The organism is Nocardia salmonicida NBRC 13393 (assembly GCF_001613085.1).
Classification (GTDB): domain Bacteria; phylum Actinomycetota; class Actinomycetes; order Mycobacteriales; family Mycobacteriaceae; genus Nocardia; species Nocardia salmonicida.
The window spans coordinates 1-14,269 of record NZ_BDBR01000065.1; the positions used below are offsets into that span (position 1 = coordinate 1).

A 14,269-nucleotide genomic window follows, 5' to 3' on the forward strand; every position below is an offset into this window, starting at 1 on the left:
ACCGAGCGGGCCAAGCGCCGTTCGATGGCGATCAGGTGGTCCGACGAACCGCCCAGCGGGTGGGAGCTTTACAACCCGTTCCGGGTCGTGTGCTTCGGCACTTTGGGCAATGTGGCCGACTGGCTGACCGCGGCCGAGAGCACCCACCGATGATGACTCTCGGCTACGTCGAGCGATCCAATCAAGCATCGTCTCCGGACACGGGTCCGGCGGATTCTGTCCGAATGTCCGAGGCCGGGCTACCCGCTCTGCCGCCCCTTGTCGGTCGTGCGGATGGGCGGCTCACACGGTGGCAGTCGCCCAGCTGTCGGGACCGAAGACCTCGTAATGGATGTTCTCGGGTGCCACGTCCTTGGCGAGCAGCACCTCACGCATGCCGAGCATGAACGGCAGAGGACCGCACAGGTAGGCCCGGGTGCCGGGTGCGATGGTGATCTCACCGAGGTCGGCGCGGCCCTGCCGGAGGCCGTCTTCGGGGCGGCGGGCGCCGAGGTCCTCGTACCAGCGGTGCATGACCGCGAACGGCAGGCGTTCTACCAGTTCGGTGAGTTCGGCACGGTGAGCGTGATTGCTGGGTGAGCGGTCGGCGTGCAGCACCGAGACCGGCCGCGTGTCATTGGTTTCGGCGAGGTGGCTGAGTATTCCCATCATCGGCGTGCAGCCGATACCGGCCGAGATCAGCAGCAACGGGGCGTCATCGTCGTGAAGTACCAGGTCACCGAACGGGGTGGTGACGTTCAGCAGGTCGCCTTCGAAAACATTGTGGAACAGGAAGTTCGACACTTCGCCAGCCGGGACAACCGACTCGTTCGCCAGGATCCGGGCGTCCACGCGCTTGACGGTGATGCGCCAGTCATCGCGCGAGGGTGCAGAGGACAGACTGTACTGACGGATCTGCCGTGCACCATCTTCGAGATGGACACCTACCGACAGATATTGTCCCGGGGCGAAGAAAGGCAGGGGTGCGCCGTCTGCCGAGGCAAGCACGAAGGAGACCGTATCGGCCGACTCGTGGCGGCGGTCGCGAACACGCACCTGACGCCAGACATCGCCTACCGCGACACCTGCGGCGTGGTAAAGCCCGGTTTCCATCGAGATCAGTGTTTGCGCCATCAGCCAGTACACCTCGTCCCAGGCAGCAGCGACCTCGGGGGTGAGGGCGTCACCGAGCACCTCGGCGATGGCTTCGAACAGGTGCGTGTGCACGATCGCGTACTGTGCGGGCTCGATTCCCAGCGACGCGTGCTTGTTGGCAATTCTGGACAGGATCAGATCGACACGGGCCTGATCGGACTCCAATTGAAGAGCCGCAAAGGCGGCGACGGCTCCGGCGAGCGCTTTCTGCTGGCCGCCTTGCTTCTGGTTTCCGCGGTTGAACAGGTCGCGTTCGAGTTCGGGGTGGGCAGCGAACATCTTGCGGTAGAACAGCGTTGTGATGTCTTCGATGGCGCGCCGACTACGGGCAGGGTCGCACGGATTATCTCGGTCGCAGTGGGCGAGAGCATGTCATTTTCCGATCGTTGAAGAAATGCGGGTGACTGCGCCGACCGGCTGGGGCAGGGCGAGCAGGATGGTTCCGGTGGGTGCCCGGGTGAGGTCTGCGATGGTGAGAGGGTCCAGTGACTCGAAGAAGGCTTCCTGGGCGTGGCGCAACGCCGAGCGCAGCAGGCAACCCGCCCGCAGCGGGCACGGATTGGCGCCGTCGCATTCGACCACTTCCGCGTCACCTTCGAGGCGGCGCGCGAGCCATCCCACCGAGGCGGTGTGCCCGAGTTCGGTGATGGCCAGGCCACCTCCACGTCCGCGTCGTGCATCGACGATGCCGAGTTCGGAGAGTCGGGTGATCACTTTCGTCGCATGTGCGTAGGACACCGACAGTTCGTCGGCGATGCTTCGGCTTCCGGGGCGTTCACCGTCGGCGGCCACAGCGAGCCGCATGACGATCCGCAGTCCGAGGTCGGTGAACCGAGTGAGCTGCATAACCAGACCGTACTTTAATTCGCAAATAGGATACTAATTTTGTGACGGGTGTTACGCGCGGCTGGATGTGCGCACAGGTCAGGCGATCCGACGTCGCTACCGCCGTCAACGCACGATCAGCGTTAGCAGCCGACGGTGAGCGTCGGCCTCCGTTGGCCGGCGCCCATCGTCGCGCTTGGGCCACCTCGGGGTTGACGCCGTTACACGCCGCTCACACCGCCCGGCTGCCAGGTGTACTCATATTGGGGGACAGTGAATCCCGCCTCGAATGTGACGGTGCCGGAACCGGTTCGGTGCCAACCTCTGCTCTCGTAGAATTTGATGGCGGGGGTGTTCGCAGTGAGGACCTCCAGGTAGACCGGGCGGTCGGGGTAGGTGGCGGCCGACCAGGTCAGACCCGAGTCGATGAGGCCGGTGCCGATACCGACGCCGTGCGCATCGGGGTGTGCGTGGAGGTTGTCGAGTAGGACTCTGCCGTGTCCGGTCGGACGGAAATAGGCGAACCCGACGACGGTTGAGTCTTCCTCGGCGACGAACACACCCGCCGTGACCGGCTCGGACAGCAGCGTGCGCCAGCGGGTGGCGTGATCCGCGTCGACCGGGCCGTCGAGGTACTTGTCAGGAAAGATGCCCGCGTAGGCGATGCGCCAACTGGCGGTATGGAGAGCGGCGATGGCCGCAGCGTCGGCGGAGCCACCTGTGCGAATCAGCATGCGGTCGAGCATGGTCGAGGATCGCCGGGTTTGTCACACGGATAATTTCCGGGCGAGTGCTCGCCGCCATGGGTAGGTGACGGCCACTCGACGTTCATGGACGTGCTGGTCGGACCAGTAGCGCCGTGGGTCGGCGGACGATCGGCAGAACGAGTAGCGGGATAGGGAACGCGATCGGCCAGGAGCGCAGCCACAGGACGGCGTTCACGCTGTCGCTCATGAGGGTGCTGATCAGCGAGACCAGACAGGTCATGAGCAGCGAAAGCCGCAGTGGCAGAACCACACCGGCGGCGCGGGCGCGAAGCTTGAAGGAAGACATCGTTGCTCCGTAAACGGTCATCAGGCAACGGCTCCACCGGGAAGTGGGCCGGAGCGTTGATTGACGTGAACGCTGACGGCATGTGAGATCGCGATCTCGATGTTAAACACAGGCCAACGGCGAGCACATGGTCAACTCGTTCCTGCGGCCCCAGCGTGTGGGCTTCTGCGCGCCGGAGATGGATGCCGCACCCTCTGCCTGGTGCCGATAGCTTGATGCAAACAAGAACATGACCTGGTGCTCGTTCAGCCCCGCGCGAGGAGTCACAACGTTGCACAGCTCGGAGACGCTGGGCTAGAGCTGGACTCGGTAGCGTGGTGGCGGAACCTCGAAGCTTTCGGCTGCAGGTGATCTCCGGCGATGACGGTGAGCTGAAGATCCACGAGAAAGGAATGCACGATGGAGAAGATGTCCTTGACAGCCTTGGCGCGCGAGCAACTCGAGCTTGCCGGCACCGCATCGAGTGGTCGAAGCGCGCGCACGATCTACGGCGGTCATGAGCACGTTCTGCGCCAAACCTTGATCGCATTGGCGGCGGGACAACGTCTCGACGAGCACGAAAACCCGGGCGAGGCAACTGTTCACGTCCTACACGGACGGGTCCGGCTCACTGCAGGCCAGAACAGCTGGGAAGGTCGGTCTGGAGACCTGCTGACCGTGCCTAACATGCGCCATTCGCTGGAAGCCCTCGACGATGCGGCAGTGTTGCTGACCGTCGCGAAGCTGGGCTAGGGGCCAAACACATCCTCTGTGGACGAGCTCCGCGATATTCGGCGTGGATGATGTTGGGCACGTGCGCGGTCGGACTCCGATCCGACGGACCAGCTCCTGGGTGTCCCACTGCCCGACATCAAGTTCAGTTCCTCACGGGACTCGACCTCGGGACGGGGACGGGGACGGGTTGCGCCGGCAGTTGCCGATCTGCCCTCGACACCACCCCGGCTCGTCGGCGTCCTTGATGCTTGGACGCAGTAGAACGGATCATCAATGCGGTGGTGGCCGCGGAATGAAATCCAACGCGCGGATTCGGCCCCAGCCCTGTTCAACCCAAGCGCCTTGCCCCCGCAGTTGTCAATTTGTCGTAGCGGACGTTGCCCTGCGACCCCGCCGCCGAGGACGGTGAACACGTGAAGGTAGCGAGCAGGGATCAACCTTGGCGACCCCGCGCTCGAGTCCGACGGAGCCCGGTCCGGGACGGGCGGTCGACATTCTTGGCTATGAATGCTCGACCGCATCACGAATGCGCCAATACCGCTGACGCAGAAGATGTTCGAATCCCATCCTGTAGCGAGGATAGTCACATCGACTGCGGTGATGTGACCATCGGTCCAGATCGCAATGCCGACGTCGAGAGATCGTGAACATCGACTGGAAGCGTCGTGAGCGCAGAGTGACGCTCGGTCGGATCGCGACCGGCCTGAATGGCAACGCCCGACCGGAAGTAGTTGACCGGGCGGGAGCTCACCGGTATCGGCGAACTGGTAGCGCCCATCGGGACTGCGGTGTGTCAGGCGGTGCAGACGAGGATCGCGCTGTGGATGACGGTGACGGTGAGCTCAGGAAACTGCTGGCTGATCAGCGCGGCGATCGGGCGAATGTGGCGGTCGCGGCGGGCTACGACGGCCAGGGTGTGTGAGTCGATGATGTCGACGGTGGCGAGATCGTCCACGGTGGTGGCACGGACCGTGTCGTGAGGCAGCGTGGGGGCCGGCAGGGCGCACACCGTATTCCGCAGACGGGTGATCGCGCTGTGCGCAGCCCGTGGATTACGCCGGACCGCGGGGCGGTGGGTGGGGACAGGAGTTGTTGCGGTGGTCATCGCAGTCCTTCGTTCCTCTGAGCCTGCTGTTGATATCTGCTGATGCAGAGACCCGCGTCGCGCAGGTTGTGGTGGAGACGTGTGTCATATCCGATGCCGCTTGGCGGGTGAGTCCTACCGGTTTAGTTTATACAAGAGAGGGTTGTAAAAACTAGGAGGAGGGTCACATGCCCGACGTGGATGCCGAGCTCGACGTGCGGAAATTGAGTAAGCCTGAGAAGCATCCAGCAATTTTTGTGCGGTTCGACGCGCTGGCGATCGGCGGCTCATTCGTGCTGGTGAACAATCACTATCCGCGACATCTGCGCGAGGAGTTCAAGGTGGAGGTTCCCGGTGGGTACAGCTGGGAGGTGATCGAGGACGGGCCACGGGTGTGGCGGGTGCGGATCGAGAAGCTGGCCTCGACAGCGTTGCCGCGAGTGTTGACCGACACCACTGTGTTGACGTCAGGGCAGCTGGATGCAACCGGTGCGGTGTGGACGTTGCCGATGCGCCGACGCGACCTGGATTCCAACATCATCCGTCTGGCCGCTCGGGAGCGCATCGATGCACATACCGGGCCCGATCTGGACGTCTTGATCCACGTGCTCGACGGCACCGGCACCTTGACCACCGAGATGGGCGAGATCGAATTGCCCCCCGGGGGCCTGGTGTGGCTACCGCGCCGGTCGCGGCGCGCGTTCACCGCAGGCCCGGACGGGCTGCGGTATCTAACGGTGCATCAGCGCCGTCAAGGGTTTGTGCTCGACCCGGTCAGCGCGTCTGAGCGCACGAACTGAAGGCCCTGCCGTTCTACGGTGGATGAACACCGTCAGAGACGAGCTGATGAAGTGGCGCCGGTCATGCCACTGCGATCGCATGGCGCGCGGTCTTGGCCAATTGGGCCGATCGTGTCGAAGCGTTCCGGGGAAGAACTGACGCCTTGGCGGGCAAGCTCTTTCGCGTACGTGAGCGAACCACACGTTCGGCGCGCCACCGCGGCGCCCGCGCGGCCGACTGCTGTGCCTCGTCGCGGTTGGCCGTGACCTACGGCTTCAGGGCACGACGGTGACCGGACACCGAGCTCGTGAGAGCAGCCGAGCCGAGATCGAGCCGATCTTGCGGTGCAGCCAGCTGCTCGTGCGGCCGACAACGAGGACGTCGGCGTTGTTATTGTCGGCCAGCCGCGCCAGCTGGGCCGCGGCGTCCCCGGTACGTACGGTAAACGACCAGGGCACCGCGACGTCATGGAGGATCTCGGTAGCCGAGTGGTGAGCCGCGGCGATTTGATCGGCTTCGGACTCGAAGGGTATGTCGCCGAACATCGGCACGGTGCTAGTTAGATAGGTGGGGTTGGGCAGGGTGCTGATGTAGGCGACCAGCAGACCCGCGCGCATGCGGACAGCCGCGCCGACGGCGTAGGCGAGGGCGTGCTGGGAGGCCAGTGAGGTGTCGAAACCGACGACGATCAACGGGCCCTCCAAGCGCTCACGGTCGTCGCGGTGGGCGTGCGGCTGCTCGATCGCGGCGTCGTGCCACCGATCGCCAGGATCGCCGTCTTGTTCGGGCCGGAATCTACTCACCAGCAGCCTCGGCGGAGGTGTGCGCGGCGGTGGTGGAGTGGGCGAACGCTGCTTGGGCACACATTTCGGCGGTGACCCAGATGTCTTCCCTGCATTCGCATTTCCCTCCGATGCACTGGGTTTCGATGCCCAGTACCGAGGACGAAGCATCGCGGTATCTGTGCCGGTGCCGTCCTGATCGCCACGGAACCGCCGGGTGCAATATCGCACCGGGCGGCCTGACATAGGTCAGCGACGGGCAACTCATGACACGCCGTGGGCCAGCACTGCGATGCCACCGATCAGGAGCGCGATGACTTTGAGCACTTCCAATGCCACATAGGCGTAGTGGCTGTGGGAGCGGGGCACATCGCGACCGGCGAGCACGGCGTCGCTACGCCGGGTCAACCGCGGCCGGACCACCACCAACTGTACGATCAGCGTCGCCATCGCCACCATCAACGCGACAACGGCGCCGACGGGAGGCGGGTCGAAGAGGATAGCGATGAGAATCGTTGCGGCGAAGACGATCTCGATGGTGTTGAGGGCGCGAAAGACCAGCCGCCCGATACCGAGTCCCACTTGCAGGGTGAGTCCGGGTGCCCGAAACTTCAACGGTGCTTCCAGAAACGAGATGGCCAGCACCATGCCCAGCCAGCAGAACCCGAGCGCGGTGATGACAGCGCTGGTGGTGGTCATGGCGTGGAGCCTGTCTGTGGTTGTGCGGGTGCATCGCCGGCGGGGGCGAGGTGGGCAAGGCACAGGTCCGGTGCGGCGAACGGCTCGAGCCGATCGACGGTGACCGGCGCCGAGCGGCCCTGCAGCACTCCCTGCATCAAGCCCAGATGCAACGGGCACACCACTGTCGCGTGACTGGCGGCCAGGTCCAGGAACGGGCAGTGCCGCAATCGGATCCGTGTCCGCGCGTCGTCGGTGTCGGGTTCGAACCCGAGGTCGTCGAGCATCCGCACCATGTCATCCACGGCCTGCTCCGCTGTTGCTGCGGGCGCCGTGGTCGAGGCTGCCAGGTCTTTGCCCCATGCCTGCCCTGCCCGCACTGCCCGCGCCGCGGGATCGGGTTCGGCGGCGAACTGTGCGGTGAGGATATCGGCGAGTAGCCGGTAGTTGCGTGGCCCGGCGGGGTCCATGCCGGGATGTGCCCGGAAGACCTGTGGCGGGCGCCCGGGGCCGATGCGCGGGCTTTCGACCCGTTCGGCCTGCCCCGCGGTGACCAATGCCTCGAGGTGAAACCGCACCGTGTTCGGGTGCACGTCCAGTCGCGCGGCGAGCTCGACGATGCTCAACGCCACCGGGGACGCCCGCAACACCGCAAGGACCTCGCCGCGGCGCCCACCACCGGGCGAGTTCGGCGTAAGACCGGATGTGGGAGTCATGACTGGGCCCTCCGTTGCGGCAGCCGGGCCACTAGCGGGGCATCAAATCCGGCCGCACCGAGTTTGGCCGCGCCACCGGGAGATCCGAGCGGTTGCTGAGACCCGGGCGGGGCCTGGGTGAAGAAGGCGGCGTTGTCGGCGAGGTAGGGCTCGAGCTCGGCGGGCAGGTCGCCTTCGTAGTAGATCGCTTCCACCGGGCATACCGGCACGCACGCGCCGCAGTCGACGCACTCGTCGGGATGGATGTACAAAGCGCGGATGCCTTCATAGATGCAGTCGACCGGGCACTCTTCCACACACGCCCGATCCAGCACATCCACACAAGGCTCGCTGATCACATACGCCATACCTATTTATACAGTGAAATCTTGTATAAACTAAGCGGCGGGTGACACACCGCACCAGAACACTGATGCGGAGCGTCAAGGCTGACCGACGGATCTAGGATCGCCGCATCGCGACAACGCCATCATCATCACCGGCGGCGGCAACAAGGACTCGCCGGCTCAACCCGTAAGGACCGGGATACGTCGTGAGGGCGCCCGCCGAGGAAGAGCAACCGAGAGGGAATCGCCGGTGTCTGCAGCGCCCACCGAAATCACCCCCACCGCCAAGGCCACACGCCCGTTCCCGGCACGGATGGGGCCGAAAGGGTCGGCGATCTTCAAGATCCTCACCACCACCGATCCGAAGCTGCTCGGGATCATGTACGTGGTCACCGCGATGTCGTTCTTCCTGATCGGCGGGATGATGGCGCTGTTGATGCGCGTCGAGTTGGCGCGACCGGGCCTGCTGTTTTTGTCCAACGAACAGTACAACCAGCTGTTCACCATGCACGGCACCATCATGCTGCTGTTCTACGCGACCCCGATCGTGTTCGGCTTCGCCAATTGTGTGCTGCCACTGCAGGTCGGTGCCCCCGATGTGGCATTCCCGCGGTTGAACGCGCTCAGTTACTGGCTGTACTTGTTCGGCGCATCGATCGCTACCGCCGGCTTCGTCACCCCCGGCGGGGCTGCTGATTTCGGGTGGACTGCCTATGTGCCGTTGAGCTTGGCCGAGCATTCTCCCGGCGTCGGCGCGGACCTGTGGATCATGGGCTTGGCGCTCTCGGGTCTGGGCACCATCCTGGGGGCGGTCAACATGATCACCACCGTCGTCTGTCTGCGCGCACCCGGGATGACGATGTTCCGGATGCCGATCTTCACATGGAACATCCTGGTCACCAGCATTCCGCCCACGAGGTCACCCGGATGATTTCGCGCGACGGCAACCCGACCAGTCTGGGGCAGGCGATCGCCCACTACGGGCGGATCTTCAAGACCTTGCACATCTTACGTCTGGCCGACGACGAACCGTATCGACGCGAAGCCAAGGCCCAAGCCAACATCCAAGAAGGACGCCACGACCTGGGCCGCACCGTCTTTCACGGCAAGAAGGGCGAGATGACGCGCGCCTACCTCGACGGGATGGAGGACCAGCTCGCGGCGCTGGGGCTGATCTTGAACTGTGTCGTGCTGTGGAACTCGGTGTATCTAGACCGGGCGCTGGTGCAGCTACGAGCGCAGGACTATCCGGTGCGCGATGAGGATGCCGTCCGGTTGTCGGCGTTCATGCGCCGCCATATCCGGCTCGAAGGCCACTACAGCTTCGCGCTGCCCGATCTCGGTGGCAACCACCGACCGCTACGCGATCCCGACGCCGCCGACGAGGACGAATGAACGTACATGGGCCCGTCGCTCGTCACACTGTCCGGCAGCACGGTGCTCGTCCTGTGAGCTGGGTATTCGGCGCACTGGCCCACAATCCGGCCTCGTCATAAGGAGCCGTGCTGAATTGTGTGGCCAGCCAGCCACGGAGCCCGGATACGCTGTGCGAACTGCGGCGAAGCCGGTCATAGGCGCGTCGACCGCTACGATTGGCAGCTATCAGAATGTCGGCTGGCCCAGGAGACAGCGATGTCGCGTCGAAAGCCCGAGAGACCGGATGAACACGTTCCACCGCCAGTAAGCCGCGATGAGGGTGGACTGCTGTTTCGCGAGTACGGCACGGTATTCGACACGTGGGCAATGCGATTCACGCAGCGGCTGATCGGTGGACTGATCGTTCGTCAGGACCGGGGCGGACTTCGTGTCGCCAGCGTCGAGCTGAACTCGATCGAAGACGGGGTCGTGGTCGTCATCGAACACTACGGAAACAGTGAGTTCGTGCAGTCGCGGGTCGGGCATCGCTTGATCTTGTCGAGGCTGCGAGCCGTCGCGGTCGATGACGATCCCGGCTCGGCGATGAACATGTATTTCGATGATGTCGTTGCGCCGATTATGCCCGGCGAAGCGGAGCCGGTGGATGGAGTTCACTGGGTGACCCATCCACCGACTCCGGCTGGCTAATTGACTGGATTCATGAAATCGGAATCAACCCAGGAATCACAAATCGATGTTCCCGACAGCGGGGTGTCACCACCACCGCAGTAAGCGGTAACCAGTCCGATCGGCTCGAACGGTCCCGGTGCCTCATGGTAGGTCTCGCAGTCGGTCGGGTCATAAATGGCGTGCGCGATTCTGTACTGCTGCTCTTCGCATTCCTGACCTCCCCACCCGGTATGACAGAAGATCCATGGCTCGCACCAGAAATTGGTGCCGGGCAGAAGCGGATAACTGCGGTGCCTGCTGCCTGCCGACCGCGAGGAGACTTCACCCGCGACAGCCGGAAGACAGACTAGGCCTGGCCCCGCCTTGACGCGGTTCCAGGCCTAGCCGATTTAGCATCGTCAGGGATTGTAGGTCGACCTAAGGGGGCCGCTCTCAAGGCCTTTAGGGCCGATCTGGTACTCGCCGGGAGCCACGCCGTCTCGGGAGTCCTCAGCGAACTCCTTCAACGTGTTCGGCTTGCCCGGCTCGATCACTGGTTCTTCCAGGTCGGGGTCGTATTCGTCATCGCCAGCAGGTTTGGACTCGTTGGTCACGGTGCTTACGTCCTGTCCTGTCGATGGAGTCGCTGGTGCGCTGGGATCGCCAGAGCGCACGATGCCGATGGCGACACCCGCTAACACCAGCGCCCCTAGTGCGGCCGCGCCAACTGCTGTTCCACGCACGCAGCCTCCTCGCCGATTGAATTGACGCCATTATAGCTCTCACGGATAGCCGGTTCAGGGCGTCGGCGGCAGCGAACCTCCTTGGGCTTGCACCTTGAACGGATCCTGGTTGATGACTCGATTCGTGCCATAGAAGGCACCGAGGAGGCTGCCTGCGTGCGAGTTCTGCGCCGCGTCGATCATGCAGACGCTGTAGCCGGTGGAGCCGCTGGCCGGACCGAGGTCTGGCACGTGACACTGGGGGTTGAAGGTCCTCCCGCCGCCCCCCGAGGTCGCCGCGCCTTCGGTGGTCGACGCGAACGGGTACTCGTCACACGAGCGGCCATCCAGACGGCGCCCGTCACGGACCGCCCCCTGAGCGGGGCAAGCTGTCTGTCGGTTGATATCCCTGGTAACGGGATCTGCTTGGCGGTGCAGCGGCGTCCCAACGCCCGGAAGACCCGACCCAACGGCCGCTTGAACCTTCTCCAAGAGAGCCTAGTGCGAATGTCACGGCGACACACGGTGAAGCCGCGTCGACCTTTGTTTGAGCTTGGCCTCGGGCTCATTGAGCTGGCGATGCTACGGATTCAGCAGCTGGCGCAGCACGTACTGCAGAATGCCGCCGTGCCGGTAGTAGGACGCCTCGGCGGGAGTATCGATACGTACCTTAGCGGTGAACTCGGTGTCGCCCGCCGTTACCGTGACCGAGTCGGGGAAGTCGCCCGAGTCCGCGCCGACGATGCCCGTGATCGAGAACTCCTCCTCGCCGGTCAAACCCAGGCTTTGCACCGTCTCCCCGACCGGGAACTCCAATGGCAGCACGCCCATGCCGATCAGGTTGGAACGGTGGATTCGCTCGAACGACTGCGCGATCACCGCCTTGACTCCCAGTAACAGCGTCCCCTTCGCCGCCCAGTCACGGGAGGATCCGGAACCGTATTCTGCACCGGCCAGCACGACCAAAGGGGTGTCGTCCTCGGCGTACTTCTCGGCCGCCTCGAAAATGCTCAACTGCTCGCCGGTCGGAAGGTAACGGGTGACCCCACCCTCGACGCCCGGCACGAGCTCGTTGCGCAAACGGATGTTGGCGAACGTGCCGCGGATCATCACCTCGTGGTTGCCACGCCTGGACCCGTACGAGTTGAAGTCCTTCGGCCCGATGCCGTGCTCCTGCAGGTATGCCCCGGCGGGACCGTTGCGCCGGATGGCGCCGGCGGGCGAAATGTGGTCGGTGGTGACCGAGTCACCCAGCTTGACGAGAACGCGTGCCCCCACGATATCCCGCACCGGCTCAGGATCTCGCGTCATCCCGTGGAAGTACGGGGGTCGACGTACGTACGTCGAGTCGTCTTTCCACTCGAATACTTCGCTGTCGGAGACATCGAGACTTTTCCAGTTGTCGTCGCCGGCGTACACGTCCGAGTAACCCTCGGTGAACAGCGACGATTCGACCGACGCGGAGATAACCGACTCGATCTCCTGCTCCGTCGGCCAGATGTCTGCAAGGTAGACCGGCTTGCCGTCGGTGTCGGTGCCGAGCGGGTCGGCGGTGAGGTCGACGAGCATGCTGCCGGCGAGGGCATAGGCGATCACCAGGGGCGGAGACGCCAGAAAGTTCATCCGGGACTGCGGGTGGATGCGCCCCTCGAAGTTACGGTTTCCCGACAGCACGGCGGCCACATTGAGGTCAGCCTCATCGATGGCGTCGGCGATGGGCCCCAGCAGGGGTCCGGAGTTGCCGATGCACGTTGTGCAGCCGTAGCCGACGAGGTTGAACCCGAGTTGGTCGAGATAGGGGGTCAGACCGGAACGCTCGTAGTAGTCGGTGACCACACGAGAGCCGGGCGCGAGGGTGGTTTTCACCCACGGCTTGCTCGCCAGCCCGCGCTCGACGGCCTTCTTCGCCAGCAGGGCTGCGCCGATCATCACCGACGGGTTCGACGTGTTGGTGCACGAGGTTATCGCCGCGATGACGACGTGGCCGTGGTCGATTTGGATCTCGTTGCCGTCCGGCATGGTGACGGCCGTCGGTTTCTGTGGATAGTCCGGCGCGGGGCTGTCGATGTCGATCTCGGCCGACGGGACCACCCCATGGTCCTGGACTATCGCCACGGGATCAGAGGCCGGGAACGATTCGAAGGAGGCCTCGTCGAGCCCCACCTGCTGCACCTCGTCGATAACCTCAGCCGTGTCCTTGCCAGCAAGGACCTGCTTGACAGCGCGCTTGGCGTGGCTGATCGGGATACGGTCCTGCGGTCGCTTCGGGCCGGCGATCGAGGGGCGGATGGTGGACAGGTCCAGCTCGACGGTCTGACTGAAGTCCGGTTGGTGGTCGGGGTCGTGCCACATCCCCTGCAACTTGGCGTAGGCCTCGACCAGCTTGATGCGCCACTCGGGACGGCCCGTCAGGCGCATGTAGTCGAGAGTGACGTCGTCGATCGGGAAGATGGAGATGGTGGAGCCGTACTCGGGGCTCATGTTGCCGAGGGTGGCCCGGTTGGCGAGAGGGATCTTGGCGACCCCCGGGCCGTAGAACTCGACGAACTTGCCGACGACACCCGTCTTGCGTAACAGCTCGGCCGCCGTGAGAACGACGTCGGTGGCGGTGGTGCCCGCGGGCAGCTCACCGGTGAGCTTGAGCCCCACCACCTGCGGGATGAGCATCGACATCGGCTGGCCGAGCATCGCAGCTTCGGCCTCGATGCCGCCGACGCCCCAACCAACCACACCGAGCCCGTTGATCATCGGCGTGTGTGAGTCGGTGCCGACGAGGCTGTCCGGGTACGCGACCGTGATGCCGTCCGCCTTATCGCGGGTGAATACGCCGCGACCCAGATACTCCAGGTTCACCTGGTGACAGATGCCGGTGTCCGGCGGCACCACCAGAAAGTCGTCGAAGGCGGTTTGGCCCCAGCGCAGCAGTTCGTAGCGCTCCTGATTGCGGTCGAATTCGAGGTCAGCGTTGATGCGGAAGGAATCGTCGGAAGCGAACGAGTCCGCGATCACCGAGTGGTCGATGACCAACTCTGTCGGGATCAAGGGATTGATCTTGTTCGGGTCGCCACCGAGCTCGGTCATCGCGTCGCGCATGGCGACGAGGTCGACCACACACGGGACTCCGGTGAAGTCCTGCATGAGCACGCGGGCGGGGGAGAACTGGATCTCGGGGTTGCGGGTGGACTTCGGATCCCAGCCCGTCAGCGCCTCGATCTGCTCGCGGGTGACCAGGTGCCCGTCCTCGTTGCGGAGCAGGTTCTCCAACAACACCTTGAGGCTGTAGGGGAGGCGCTGAGCGCCGCCGATGCGGTCGAGTCGATACACCTCGTACTCATCGCCGTCGACGTTCAATCGAGCTCGCGCGCCGAAACTGTTCTCGCTCATCACAGCTCTCGCCTTCTGAAGTCGCTCTATCGGTGTGAAGTTCTCA

15 protein-coding genes and 2 pseudogenes are annotated in these 14,269 nt (G+C 64.3%); 5 read left to right on the forward strand and 12 right to left on the reverse strand.

What is annotated here, in order from left to right:
• Positions 1 to 282 precede the first annotated feature (282 nt).
• From NS1_RS36865 to NS1_RS36880, 4 genes and pseudogenes are all read right to left on the reverse strand, one after another.
• Positions 283 to 1,505 (reverse strand): annotated as a pseudogene (locus NS1_RS36865) (globin domain-containing protein).
• 1 nt (position 1,506) lies between these two features.
• Positions 1,507 to 1,980: an RrF2 family transcriptional regulator gene (locus tag NS1_RS36870; RefSeq protein ID WP_062992132.1), complete on the reverse strand. Its 474-nt coding sequence runs from the start codon at positions 1,978 to 1,980 to the stop codon at positions 1,507 to 1,509.
• A gap of 200 nt (positions 1,981 to 2,180) precedes the next feature.
• Positions 2,181 to 2,693, reverse strand: coding sequence for a GNAT family N-acetyltransferase (locus tag NS1_RS36875; RefSeq protein ID WP_062992194.1), 513 nt, complete (start codon positions 2,691 to 2,693; stop codon positions 2,181 to 2,183).
• A 94-nt stretch (positions 2,694 to 2,787) separates the two neighbouring features.
• Positions 2,788 to 3,012 carry a DUF2798 domain-containing protein gene (locus tag NS1_RS36880; RefSeq protein WP_062992134.1) on the reverse strand — a complete coding sequence of 75 codons (225 nt, stop codon included), beginning with the start codon at positions 3,010 to 3,012 and terminating at the stop codon, positions 2,788 to 2,790.
• A gap of 399 nt (positions 3,013 to 3,411) precedes the next feature.
• On the opposite strand from NS1_RS36880, the gene NS1_RS36885 reads away from it, so the two are divergent.
• Positions 3,412 to 3,744, forward strand: coding sequence for a cupin domain-containing protein (locus tag NS1_RS36885; protein WP_062992136.1), 333 nt, complete (start codon positions 3,412 to 3,414; stop codon positions 3,742 to 3,744).
• A 775-nt stretch (positions 3,745 to 4,519) separates the two neighbouring features.
• Here the strand turns inward: NS1_RS36885 and NS1_RS36890 are convergent.
• A complete protein-coding gene (locus tag NS1_RS36890; protein WP_143876130.1) occupies positions 4,520 to 4,831 on the reverse strand; it encodes a hypothetical protein in 312 nt (103 codons plus the stop codon).
• 167 nt (positions 4,832 to 4,998) lie between these two features.
• Between NS1_RS36890 and NS1_RS36895 the strand changes: the two genes are divergently transcribed.
• Entirely contained in the window at positions 4,999 to 5,610 is a 612-nt protein-coding gene (locus NS1_RS36895) for a DUF2249 domain-containing protein (protein WP_062992140.1), read from the forward strand.
• Between the two features lie 255 nt (positions 5,611 to 5,865).
• Here NS1_RS36895 and NS1_RS36900 read toward each other — a convergent pair whose 3' ends face one another.
• The 4 genes from NS1_RS36900 to fdxA all read right to left on the reverse strand — a co-directional run bounded on the left by NS1_RS36900 (position 5,866) and on the right by fdxA (position 8,113).
• Positions 5,866 to 6,393, reverse strand: a complete 528-nt coding sequence (locus NS1_RS36900; protein ID WP_062992142.1) for a universal stress protein — start codon at positions 6,391 to 6,393, stop codon at positions 5,866 to 5,868.
• A 243-nt stretch (positions 6,394 to 6,636) separates the two neighbouring features.
• Positions 6,637 to 7,071, reverse strand: coding sequence for a hypothetical protein (locus tag NS1_RS36905; RefSeq protein WP_062992144.1), 435 nt, complete (start codon positions 7,069 to 7,071; stop codon positions 6,637 to 6,639).
• Positions 7,068 to 7,766, reverse strand: coding sequence for a helix-turn-helix transcriptional regulator (locus tag NS1_RS36910; RefSeq protein ID WP_062992146.1), 699 nt, complete (start codon positions 7,764 to 7,766; stop codon positions 7,068 to 7,070). The genes NS1_RS36905 and NS1_RS36910 overlap by 4 nt, the downstream gene beginning before the upstream one ends.
• A complete protein-coding gene (fdxA, locus tag NS1_RS36915) occupies positions 7,763 to 8,113 on the reverse strand; it encodes a ferredoxin (RefSeq protein ID WP_062992148.1) in 351 nt (116 codons plus the stop codon). Before fdxA ends, NS1_RS36910 begins: the two co-directional genes overlap by 4 nt.
• A 292-nt stretch (positions 8,114 to 8,405) precedes the next feature.
• On the opposite strand from fdxA, the pseudogene NS1_RS36920 reads away from it, so the two are divergent.
• The 3 genes and pseudogenes from NS1_RS36920 to NS1_RS36930 form a co-directional block, all read left to right on the forward strand.
• Positions 8,406 to 8,999 (forward strand): annotated as a pseudogene (locus tag NS1_RS36920) (cbb3-type cytochrome c oxidase subunit I); the annotation flags it as partial.
• Positions 9,000 to 9,019: 20 nt separating this feature from the next.
• Complete coding sequence (locus tag NS1_RS36925) at positions 9,020 to 9,487, forward strand: Tn3 family transposase (RefSeq protein WP_255284832.1); 468 nt, start codon at positions 9,020 to 9,022, stop codon at positions 9,485 to 9,487.
• Between the two features lie 237 nt (positions 9,488 to 9,724).
• Entirely contained in the window at positions 9,725 to 10,156 is a 432-nt protein-coding gene (locus NS1_RS36930; protein ID WP_143876129.1) for a hypothetical protein, read from the forward strand.
• Between the two features lie 380 nt (positions 10,157 to 10,536).
• Here NS1_RS36930 and NS1_RS40625 read toward each other — a convergent pair whose 3' ends face one another.
• The 3 genes from NS1_RS40625 to NS1_RS36940 form a co-directional block, all read right to left on the reverse strand.
• Entirely contained in the window at positions 10,537 to 10,860 is a 324-nt protein-coding gene (locus tag NS1_RS40625; protein WP_143876128.1) for a hypothetical protein, read from the reverse strand.
• A 54-nt stretch (positions 10,861 to 10,914) separates the two neighbouring features.
• Positions 10,915 to 11,331 carry a NucA/NucB deoxyribonuclease domain-containing protein gene (locus NS1_RS42680; RefSeq protein WP_084504784.1) on the reverse strand — a complete coding sequence of 139 codons (417 nt, stop codon included), beginning with the start codon at positions 11,329 to 11,331 and terminating at the stop codon, positions 10,915 to 10,917.
• 90 nt (positions 11,332 to 11,421) lie between these two features.
• On the reverse strand, positions 11,422 to 14,223 hold the full coding sequence (locus NS1_RS36940; RefSeq protein WP_062992155.1) for an aconitate hydratase: 2,802 nt from the start codon (positions 14,221 to 14,223) through the stop codon (positions 11,422 to 11,424).
• Positions 14,224 to 14,269: the final 46 nt, after the last annotated feature.

Excerpts from the sequence above, each read along its gene's own strand:
- NS1_RS36870 (WP_062992132.1), bottom strand. The coding sequence starts at position 1,980 with ATGCAGCTCACTCGGTTCACCGACCTCGGACTGCGGATCGTCATGCGG.
- NS1_RS36880 (WP_062992134.1), bottom strand. The coding sequence starts at position 3,012 with ATGTCTTCCTTCAAGCTTCGCGCCCGCGCCGCCGGTGTGGTTCTGCCA.
- NS1_RS36925 (WP_255284832.1), top strand. The coding sequence starts at position 9,020 with ATGATTTCGCGCGACGGCAACCCGACCAGTCTGGGGCAGGCGATCGCC.
- NS1_RS36875 (WP_062992194.1), bottom strand. The coding sequence starts at position 2,693 with ATGCTGATTCGCACAGGTGGCTCCGCCGACGCTGCGGCCATCGCCGCT.
- NS1_RS36905 (WP_062992144.1), bottom strand. The coding sequence starts at position 7,071 with ATGACCACCACCAGCGCTGTCATCACCGCGCTCGGGTTCTGCTGGCTG.
- NS1_RS36890 (WP_143876130.1), bottom strand. The coding sequence starts at position 4,831 with ATGACCACCGCAACAACTCCTGTCCCCACCCACCGCCCCGCGGTCCGG.
- NS1_RS36895 (WP_062992140.1), top strand. The coding sequence starts at position 4,999 with ATGCCCGACGTGGATGCCGAGCTCGACGTGCGGAAATTGAGTAAGCCT.
- NS1_RS36885 (WP_062992136.1), top strand. The coding sequence starts at position 3,412 with ATGGAGAAGATGTCCTTGACAGCCTTGGCGCGCGAGCAACTCGAGCTT.
- NS1_RS36910 (WP_062992146.1), bottom strand. The coding sequence starts at position 7,766 with ATGACTCCCACATCCGGTCTTACGCCGAACTCGCCCGGTGGTGGGCGC.
- fdxA (WP_062992148.1), bottom strand. The coding sequence starts at position 8,113 with ATGGCGTATGTGATCAGCGAGCCTTGTGTGGATGTGCTGGATCGGGCG.
- NS1_RS36940 (WP_062992155.1), bottom strand. The coding sequence starts at position 14,223 with ATGAGCGAGAACAGTTTCGGCGCGCGAGCTCGATTGAACGTCGACGGC.
- NS1_RS36930 (WP_143876129.1), top strand. The coding sequence starts at position 9,725 with ATGTCGCGTCGAAAGCCCGAGAGACCGGATGAACACGTTCCACCGCCA.